Origin of the sequence: Kitasatospora sp. NPDC090308, from assembly GCF_044769485.1 — a bacterium.
Taxonomy (GTDB): domain Bacteria; phylum Actinomycetota; class Actinomycetes; order Streptomycetales; family Streptomycetaceae; genus Kitasatospora; species Kitasatospora fiedleri.
In genome coordinates this window covers 1-8,700 of record NZ_JBIVXY010000037.1, presented here as the reverse complement: position 1 = coordinate 8,700, position 8,700 = coordinate 1, and the positions used below count along the sequence as shown (strand labels likewise).

Here is an 8,700-nt window from a genome sequence, read left to right as displayed (position 1 = left end):
TTCTGGGCCTTCGCCTACAACACCGCCGCCCTCCCCCTCGCCGCCACCGGCCTCCTCAACCCCATGATCGCCGGAGCCGCCATGGCCTTCTCCTCCCTGTTCGTGGTCGGCAACAGCCTGCGACTGCGCAGGTTCCGGACGGACTGACGGGGCGTCAGCGGCCCAGCAGTTCGCCGCCGTTGCAGTGCAGGATCTCGCCGGTGATGAACCCGGCCTCGGCGGAGGCGAGGAAGTAGACGGCGGCGGCGACCTCCCCGGGTTCGCCGATCCGCCCGAGCAGCGTGCGCGCCGAGCGCCGGGCCACCTCGGCCTCGTCCAGTCGCGGGCCGAAGAACTCGGTGCCCGCGACGGTGCCCGGGGCGACGATGTTGGCGGTGATCCCGGACGGGCCGAGCTGGGCGGCCAGGAAGTGGTTCCAGGCGTGCAGGGAGGCCTTCGCGGCCCCGTAGGAGCCCGCGCCGCGCAGCGCGGCGATCGAGGAGACGGTGACCACCCGGCCGGAGCCGGGGGTGAGCCGGTCGCGGACGGACTCGGTGAGCAGCACCGCGGTCAGCACGTTGCGTTCGAAGTCGCCGCGCCAGCGGGCCAGCACCGCGTGCGGCCCGGCGCCGGGCACGGTCTCCCGGCTGCCGGCGTTGTTGACCAGCACGTCGATCCGGGCGGGCAGCACGTCCAGGGCGGCCTCCACCGCGTCCGGGTCGGCCAGGTCGCACACCAGCGGGGTGACGTTCGGGCCGAGCTCCCGGACGGCGTGGTCGAGGACGCCGGGCCGGCGGCCGACGATCACCACCCGCTCCCCGGCCTCGGCGAAGCGCCGGGCCAGATCCAGCCCGATGCCGGTGCCACCACCGGTGACGACGACGTTCCTGGCCATTGCGCACTCCCTCCCTGACCGTTCGCCGCGCCGCGCGCCGCAGGCGGTCCGTACCGGATTGCCACGATTCCTATCACGCTGGGTTGCGGGGCCGGTGGGGTGGGTGACGCCGCACGCCGGCCGTGCGGTGTGATATGCGCGCGGACGCCCGGGTGCGCGGACGCACACGGAGAGTGGAGAGAGCCAACTCACACCCCCCTGGCGTAACTCTGCGCCCCCTGGTACGTCTTACCTTTTGTAGAGCGGGGCTCCGGCGGGCCCCGGACGGGCTGTCGATTCGTCGATCGCCCTCGCGCACGGCACCGGGCCGGACCCGGACCCGGGGACGCTTTGAGCGGCCGTTCCCGACCGGGCCCGTCCCGGGCGCCGTGCGCCCCAGTACGGCGACACGCGAAGGGGCCCGGCCCCGCCCCCTGTACGGGAGGGCGGGACCGGGCCCCTTCGGCTCCGCGGCCGACGGCTCAGCGCGCGTCGAGCGGCACGTAGTCGCGGATCTCCACGCCGGTGTAGATCTGCCGCGGGCGGCCGATCCGGCTGGTCGGGTCCTTGATCATCTCGTGCCAGTGGGCGATCCAGCCGGGGAGCCGGCCGATCGCGAACAGCACGGTGAACATGCTGGTCGGGAAGCCCATCGCGCGGTAGATCAGGCCGGTGTAGAAGTCCACGTTCGGGTAGAGCTTGCGCGAGACGAAGAAGTCGTCCTTGAGCGCGTGCTCCTCCAGCTTGAGCGCGATCTCCAGCAGCTCGTCGGACTGGCCGAGCTGGGCCAGCACCTCGTGGGCGAGCACCTTGACCTGCGCGGCGCGCGGGTCGAACGCCTTGTAGACGCGGTGGCCGAAGCCCATCAGCTTGACGCCGTCCTCGCGGTTCTTCACCTTGCGGATGAACGCGTCGACGTCGCCGCCGTCCTTCTGGATCTGCTCCAGCATCTCCAGCACGGCCTGGTTGGCGCCGCCGTGCAGCGGGCCCCAGAGCGCCGAGATGCCCGCCGAGATCGAGGCGAACAGGTTGGCGTGCGAGGAGCCGACCAGGCGCACCGTCGAGGTGGAGCAGTTCTGCTCGTGGTCCGCGTGCAGGATGAACAGCTTGTCCAGGGCGTTGACCACGACCGGGTTCAGCTCGTAGTCCTCGGCCGGGACGGCGAAGGTCATCCGCAGGAAGTTCTCGACGTAGCCGAGGTCGTTGCGCGGGTAGACGAAGGGCTGGCCCATCGCCTTCTTGTACGCGTAGGCCGCGATGGTCGGCAGCTTCGCCAGCAGGCGGACCGTCGACAGGTTGCGCTGCGCCTCGTCGAACGGGTTGTGGCTCTCCGGGTAGAACGTGGAGAGCGCGCCGACCACCGAGGAGAGCATCGCCATCGGGTGCGCGTCCCGGGGGAAGCCCTGGTAGAAGCGCTTGACGTCCTCGTGCAGCAGGGTGTGCTGGGTGATCTCGTTGCTGAACGCCTCCAGCTCGCCGGCCTTCGGCAGCTCGCCGTTGATCAGCAGGTAAGCGGTCTCGATGAAGTTGGCCTCCGAGGCCAGCTGCTCGATCGGGTAGCCGCGGTAGCGCAGGATTCCGGCGTCACCGTCAATGAAGGTGATCGCGGACTTGTTGGCGGCGGTGTTGCCGAAACCGTTGTCCAGGGTGACCAGGCCGGTCTGCGGGAGCAGCTTCGAGATGTCGAAGCCGGAGTTGCCCGCAGTGCTCTCGACGACGGGGTACTCGTACTCGCCGTCCTGGTACCGCAGTACTACCGATTTGTCGCTCACGTCTTCCTCACCGACGAAATTGATCCTCATCCGACTGCCCTGACTGTCTCAACGATCCCCCACCCGAAGGACGGCCGCGCACCCGGGGGTGACCCCGGGAAGGACCGGGGCCTACAAACTCCGCTGCCGCCACCGGTGCGAACCGGACAAGATCGGCAGCGGCACCGGACCAGGTTCCGCCCTAAATCTCTTCACGTCAAGACAACCTCTGAACGTACCGTACCCCCTGGAACTCAGCCCGCAGCCAATCTGTGGTCCAGCGCGGAGTGCCGCCGACCGGCGCTGACCGCCCGCACGGCCTGCCCGATGGCCTTGCGCGACCCGACCAGCACCACCAGCTTCCGGGCCCGCGTCACCGCCGTGTACAACAGGTTGCGCTGGAGCATCGTCCACGCCGAGGTGGTGACGGGAATCACCACCGCCGGGTACTCGCTGCCCTGCGAACGGTGGATCGTCACCGCGTACGCGTGCGCCAGCTCGTCCAGCTCGTCGAAGTCGTACGGGATCTCCTCGTCCTCGTCGGTCATCACCGTCAGCCGCTGGTCGTCCACGCTCAGTGCCGTCACGACGCCCACTGTGCCGTTGAAGACGCCGCTGCGCCCCTTGTCGTAGTTGTTCCGGATCTGGGTGACCTTGTCGCCGACCCGGAACGTCCGCCCGCCGAAGCGGCGTTCGGGCAGGCCCTCGCGGGCCGGGGTGACGGCCGACTGGAGCAGCGTGTTCAGCGCGCCGGCCCCGGCCGGGCCGCGGTGCATCGGCGCCAGCACCTGCACGTCGCGCCGCGGGTCCAGGCCGAAGCGCTGCGGGATGCGGCGGGCCACCACGTCCACCGTCAGGCCCGCCGCACGCTCCGCGTCGTCCTCCACGAACAGGAAGAAGTCCGGCAGGCCCTCGGTCAGCGGCGGCAGGCCCTCGTTGATCCGGTGCGCGTTCACCACCACGCCGGACTGCTGGGCCTGCCGGAAGATCCTGGTCAGCCGGACCGACGGGATCGGGCTGCCGGGCGAGAGCATGTCCCGCAGCACCTCGCCCGCGCCCACCGAGGGCAGCTGGTCGACGTCCCCCACGAACAGCAGGTGCGCGCCCGGCGCCACCGCCTTGACCAGCTTGTTCGCCAGGATGAGGTCCAGCATCGAGGCCTCGTCGACCACCACCAGGTCCGCGTCCAACGGCCGGTCCCGGTCGTAGGCGGCGTCCCCGCCCGGCTTCAGCTCCAGCAGCCGGTGCACCGTCGACGCCTCCGCGCCGGTCAGCTCCGCCAGCCGCTTCGCCGCCCGCCCGGTCGGCGCCGCCAGCACCACCTTCGCCCGCTTCGCCAGCGCCAGCTGGACGATCGAGCGCACCGTGAAGGACTTGCCGCAGCCCGGGCCGCCGGTCAGCACCGCGACCTTCTCGGTCAGCGCCAGCCGCACCGACTGCTCCTGCTCCGGGGCCAGCTCCGCCCCCGTCCGCTTCGCCAACCAGCCCAGCGCGGCCGGCCAGTCCACGTCCCGGAACCACGGCATCCGGTCCCCGTCCGCCCGCAGCAGCCGCAGCAGCTGGCCCGCCATCGACAGCTCCGCCCGGTGGAACGGCACCAGGTACACCGCCGTGACCTGCTGCCCGTCCGCCCCCGGCAGCCGCTCGCGGACCACCCCCTCGGCCGCGACCAGCTCCGCCAGGCAGTCGATCACCAGCCCGACGTCCACCTGGAGCAGCTTCACGCCGTCCGCGATCAGCCGCTCCTCCGGCAGGTAGCAGTGCCCCTGGTCGGTGGACTGCGACAGCGCGTACTGCAGGCCCGCCTTCACCCGCTCCGGCGAGTCGTGCGGGATGCCCACCGCCTGCGCGATCCGGTCCGCCGTCAGGAAGCCGATGCCCCACACGTCCGACGCCAGGCGGTACGGCTGGTTCTTCACCACCCCGATCGAGGCGTCGCCGTACTGCTTGTAGATCCGCACCGCCAGCGAGGTCGACACCTGGACGCCCTGCAGGAAGACCATCACCTCCTTGATGGACTTCTGCTCCTCCCACGCCTTGGCGATCATCTTCGTGCGCTTCGGGCCCAGGCCCGGCACCTCGATCAGCCGCTGCGGCTCGTTCTCGATCACCTCCAGGGTCTCCACCCCGAAGCGCTCCACGATCCGCTCCGCGAACCGCGGCCCGATCCCCTTGATCAGCCCCGAGCCCAGGTACCGCCGGATGCCCTGGACGGTGGCCGGCAGCACCGTCGTGTAGTTCTCCACCGTGAACTGCCGCCCGTACTGCGGGTGCGAGCCCCACCGCCCGAACAGCCGCAGGCTCTCCCCCACCTGCGCCCCCAGCAGCGCCCCCACCACCGTCAGCAGGTCGTTCGCCCCGCGCCCGGTGTCCACCCGGGCGACCGTGTACCCCGTCTCCTCGTTGGCGTACGTGATCCGCTCCAGGACCCCCTCCACCTGAGCCAGCTGCACCGGACACCTCACCCGCGATCAGGAACACGCCACCGGGAAAGGTACTCCGCCCGACCGACAGACCGATCGCGCCCGGCGGGGCCGCACGCCCGCGGCGCACGACCCCGCCCGACCGCCCCGCCACCGCTCGCCCTCCCCCGGCCGGAGCACCCGCGGGACGACCCGCCGCCCCGCCACTCCCTCCAGTACCGGCAGCCCGACCGCCGCCGCCGCGACCGCCGCCCGGTCCGGGGCGAGCGTCGGCGCGCCCCGGACCGGCCGTGAAGGCCCGCAGGTGGAGGTCCGGGCCGAGCAGCCACGGCAGCGCCGACCCGAGCAGCGTGCCACCGACCACCGCCGCCACCGCCGGCAGCAACTGGACCAGCCGGACGCCCGCCGCCGCCCGCCCGCCGAGCCCCAGCGTCCGCAGGTGGGCCAGCGCCCGCCCGCGCTCCGCCGTGCCGAGCAGCAGCTCCGGCACCACCGCGACCAGCCCGAGCAGCGGCCCGAGCGCCGCCGACACCCGGAACGCCGTCTCCAGCGCGGCCACCAGACCGTTCCTCGATGTCTCCATCAACTCCCTATCAAGTAACCGGACTTCGACCGGCGCGCCGCGGCTCACCGCCCCGCCCGCCGCCCCGCCCGCCGCGGTCGCCGCCGACCCCGACCGGCCCGGATCGGCGAACACCACCGCCGCGCCGCGCTGCCCGCTATGCCGCGGCAGCCGCGCCGCCCCCGGCCCGCCGAACACCAGCAGCCCGCCCGGTCCGCCGCCGCACCCTGTGGCAGCACCCCCACGATCCGCACCCGGAACCGGCTCGTCCCGGCGTCCGCGTCGAACGATCCGTCCAGGAACCGATCCACCGTCACCAGATCGGCCAGCGCCGGGAGTTCCGCACCCGCGCCGAGCGGCTCGGCCAGCTCCGGCACCGCGGCGAGCCCCGCCTGATCGACCCCGACCAGGCCGACGCCCTTCACCGTTGCACCATCTCGTCCGAGGTCAGCGCCTCCAGCCCGCCGCGCACCTGGAGCACCCCGGCCACCCCCGGCACCCGACCCAACTCCTCCACCGGCAGCGGACGCTGCGCCGGGCTCAGGACCACCGCGTCACCGCCCGGCCCTCCCGGACGGTGTCCGACACCAGCGCGCCGGACACCGCACAGGCCAGCGCGGGCACCAGCACCAGCAGCGCCGTCGCCGTCCCCGAACGCCGCCCGGCCTGCGCCAGCCCGACCAGCGCGACCGCGCCCCGCCGACGCCGCGCCCAGCCCGTCAGCAGCCACAGCGGCACCGGGTACAGCCGCAGCACCACGACCACCGCCGCCAAGCCCGACACCACCGGCACCAGCGCCAGTCGAGGGTCCGCCTCGACCCCCGCCGGGGTCGCGCCGCGCAGCCGCAACTGCAGCACGCCCGCCCCAGCCAGCACCGCCCCCTCTGCCACCAGCCGCGCGGACAGCTCTGACACCCGCCTCGGACCCCGCCAGCGCATCGGCTCCCGACCCGTCCGGCTCGCCCGCCACCAGTAGCACCGCCGCCAGCGCCGGCCACCACGCCCCCAGCGACAGCCCGTCCGCCTACCGGACGGACACCACCCACCTCCCCAGCAGGCCCGCCAAGGCCGCCGGAGCCGCCTCCAGCAGCCGAACGGCGGCCAGCGCGAGCTCACCCACGCCCCGGGCCCGCTGGAGCGCCAGCGCCGCCTCCCCGCGCCGCGCCCCCAGCCGGGTCGCGGCCACCGCCGTGGACACCCCGATCGCCGGCAGACCCGCCGGCGCGAACGACCGCAGCACCACCGTCCGGGCCCGCTGCACCGCGAAGGCGTCCACCAGCGCCGACAGCAGCTGTCAGCTTCGGCACCCCCATCGTCCTGGTCCCGGCCGGGCAGGGGAACCGGTCCGAAACCACCCCGCCGCACACCGACACTGCCAGCGCCAGCACCGCGCCGAACTCCCGCGCCCCACAGGACAGTTCCCCCGCCCTCCGGGAATTCCCGCCGGTCCCCCAGGGCTGCTCGGCCGTCCAGAACGCCCAGGTCGCGTCCAGCGTCCGCGACCCGCGCGCCTCCATCGCCTGCCCGTACCGGACATGGATGCTCGGCTGCAGCTGCGAGTTCAGCAGCGGCAGCTCACGCCACAGATCGTCCGACCCGTCCAGCGGCTCGAACTCCCCGACCACCACTGCTTCGGTCGACCCGGCCGACCCGGACATCACCACCCGCCCGCCGACCTTCAGCCCGAACTGCTGCAACGACGCGGCAGACAGGCCCAGTTCGGCCGGCTTCCCCGGCACTCGGCCCCCGGCCGGCCACCCAGCGCATCCACTCTGCCGCGTCCTGCGCGTACACCAGCGACACGATCCCCGGATTGCCGTGCGGCTCCGGCACCCCTCGCCCCGCAGCTCCATCCCCTCGGCCTGCGCCTACCCCGACACCCGGACCAGAGCGTGCGCCAGCTCCCCGGACGAACTCTGCCGCATCTCCTCCCGACCCGGGTCAGGTCGGCGTCCAGCGTGCCGAAGCCCATCGCCCGCCGCACTCCCTTCCCGTCCACCGGCGGATTCACCGCCGAACGCGCCGACAGCAGCGGGCCCTCCGCCTGCGCCGCCGTCAACCGGCGGGCCAACTCCCGCGTCGCCAACTGGTCGAACACCGGCGGCCACAACAGCGCCGCGACCGAGCACCGCCAGCACCGGCCGCCACCCGTCCCGCCCGATCATCCGTGCTCTCCCGCCCGCAGCTCACGCGCCAGATCGACCCGCGCCAACATCCGCGACAGCACCAGCACCACCGCCCCCCCCCCAGCGGCACCACGAACCCGACTACCGCCAACTGCTCCCACCGCAGCACCAGCGCCGCCCCCACCACCGGCAATCCCCACCGCTCCAGCACCCCCAGCAGCGGCCCCCAACAGCCGGCCTCGACCCGACCCGCGCGCCAACTGCAACAGCAGCTCCGCCCACCGGAAATCCGCCAGTTGACGAGCCGGCAGCACCGTCGTCACCGCCGACAGCACCCCAGCATCGTCACCGGCACCAGCATCCCCGAACGCGCCACCAGCACCAGCTACCGCAACTCGTCCAGCACCGCCGGAATCTCACTGACCGCCCACACCGCCCCCACCGACAGGTCCGCCCCACGGAACACCGCCCAGACCGGATCGCCCGCCGCCAACCGCTCCACCCAGCTCCGCAACACCGCCACCCCATCCAACCGCAACCGCCGCGGATCCGGCAGCGCCGTCCACTGGACGTCCGCCTCCTCCCGCAACAGCGATCCGTCCGCACCAGGCCCCGCGAGGCCAGCACCACCCCGACGACGCCCTCAACCCTGACCCTTCCACCCAGGTCCGCCACAGTTGCTCCGCCCCCGGCACCTCCCGGTACAACCCCGTTCACCACCACCAGCTGGCCCGGCTTCGTCAGCGCCACCGCCCCAGCGACCCCCAGCCGACGCGCCACCGACTCCGACAGCACCACCTTCTCCGCCCCGGCCGGCCAAGCCCCCGCACCAACTCCGCGAGCTGCTGTGGATCCGCCACCACCGGCGACGTCTCCCGAGCGTCGGAGCTGGGAACGCGAAAAAGCCCCCTGACATCCCGTCAGGGGGCTTTCCCACAAAGATTGTTCGGCGGCGTCCTACTCTCCCACAGGGTCCCCCCTGCAG

Annotated in this window: 8 protein-coding genes; 1 reads left to right on the top strand and 7 read right to left on the bottom strand. The window is 73.0% G+C overall.

Going from position 1 to position 8,700, the window contains the following annotated elements:
* Window positions 1–154: 154 nt before the first annotated feature.
* The 3 genes from ACIQVD_RS34145 to ACIQVD_RS34135 form a co-directional block, all read right to left on the bottom strand.
* Complete coding sequence (locus ACIQVD_RS34145; protein ID WP_400692494.1) at window positions 155–874, bottom strand: SDR family NAD(P)-dependent oxidoreductase; 720 nt, start codon at window positions 872–874, stop codon at window positions 155–157.
* 461 nt (window positions 875–1,335) lie between these two features.
* Complete coding sequence (locus ACIQVD_RS34140) at window positions 1,336–2,625, bottom strand: citrate synthase (RefSeq protein ID WP_100840339.1); 1,290 nt, start codon at window positions 2,623–2,625, stop codon at window positions 1,336–1,338.
* A gap of 233 nt (window positions 2,626–2,858) precedes the next feature.
* Window positions 2,859–5,057, bottom strand: coding sequence for an ATP-dependent RecD-like DNA helicase (locus tag ACIQVD_RS34135; RefSeq protein WP_400692499.1), 2,199 nt, complete (start codon window positions 5,055–5,057; stop codon window positions 2,859–2,861).
* 274 nt (window positions 5,058–5,331) lie between these two features.
* Here ACIQVD_RS34135 and ACIQVD_RS34130 point away from each other — a divergent pair, with 274 nt between their 5' ends.
* Window positions 5,332–5,628: a hypothetical protein gene (locus ACIQVD_RS34130; protein ID WP_402292722.1), complete on the top strand. Its 297-nt coding sequence runs from the start codon at window positions 5,332–5,334 to the stop codon at window positions 5,626–5,628.
* Window positions 5,629–6,010: 382 nt separating this feature from the next.
* Here ACIQVD_RS34130 and ACIQVD_RS34125 read toward each other — a convergent pair whose 3' ends face one another.
* From ACIQVD_RS34125 to ACIQVD_RS34110, 4 genes are all read right to left on the bottom strand, one after another.
* The gene (locus tag ACIQVD_RS34125; protein ID WP_400692504.1) at window positions 6,011–6,139 is read right to left on the bottom strand and encodes a hypothetical protein; all 129 of its coding nucleotides are present in this window, start codon (window positions 6,137–6,139) and stop codon (window positions 6,011–6,013) included.
* Complete coding sequence (locus ACIQVD_RS34120; protein WP_400692507.1) at window positions 6,130–6,504, bottom strand: hypothetical protein; 375 nt, start codon at window positions 6,502–6,504, stop codon at window positions 6,130–6,132. Before ACIQVD_RS34120 ends, ACIQVD_RS34125 begins: the two co-directional genes overlap by 10 nt.
* A 109-nt stretch (window positions 6,505–6,613) precedes the next feature.
* A complete protein-coding gene (locus ACIQVD_RS34115) occupies window positions 6,614–6,865 on the bottom strand; it encodes a hypothetical protein (protein WP_402292721.1) in 252 nt (83 codons plus the stop codon).
* Between the two features lie 1,235 nt (window positions 6,866–8,100).
* On the bottom strand, window positions 8,101–8,304 hold the full coding sequence (locus ACIQVD_RS34110) for a hypothetical protein (protein WP_402292720.1): 204 nt from the start codon (window positions 8,302–8,304) through the stop codon (window positions 8,101–8,103).
* Between the last annotated feature and the right edge of the window lie 396 nt (window positions 8,305–8,700).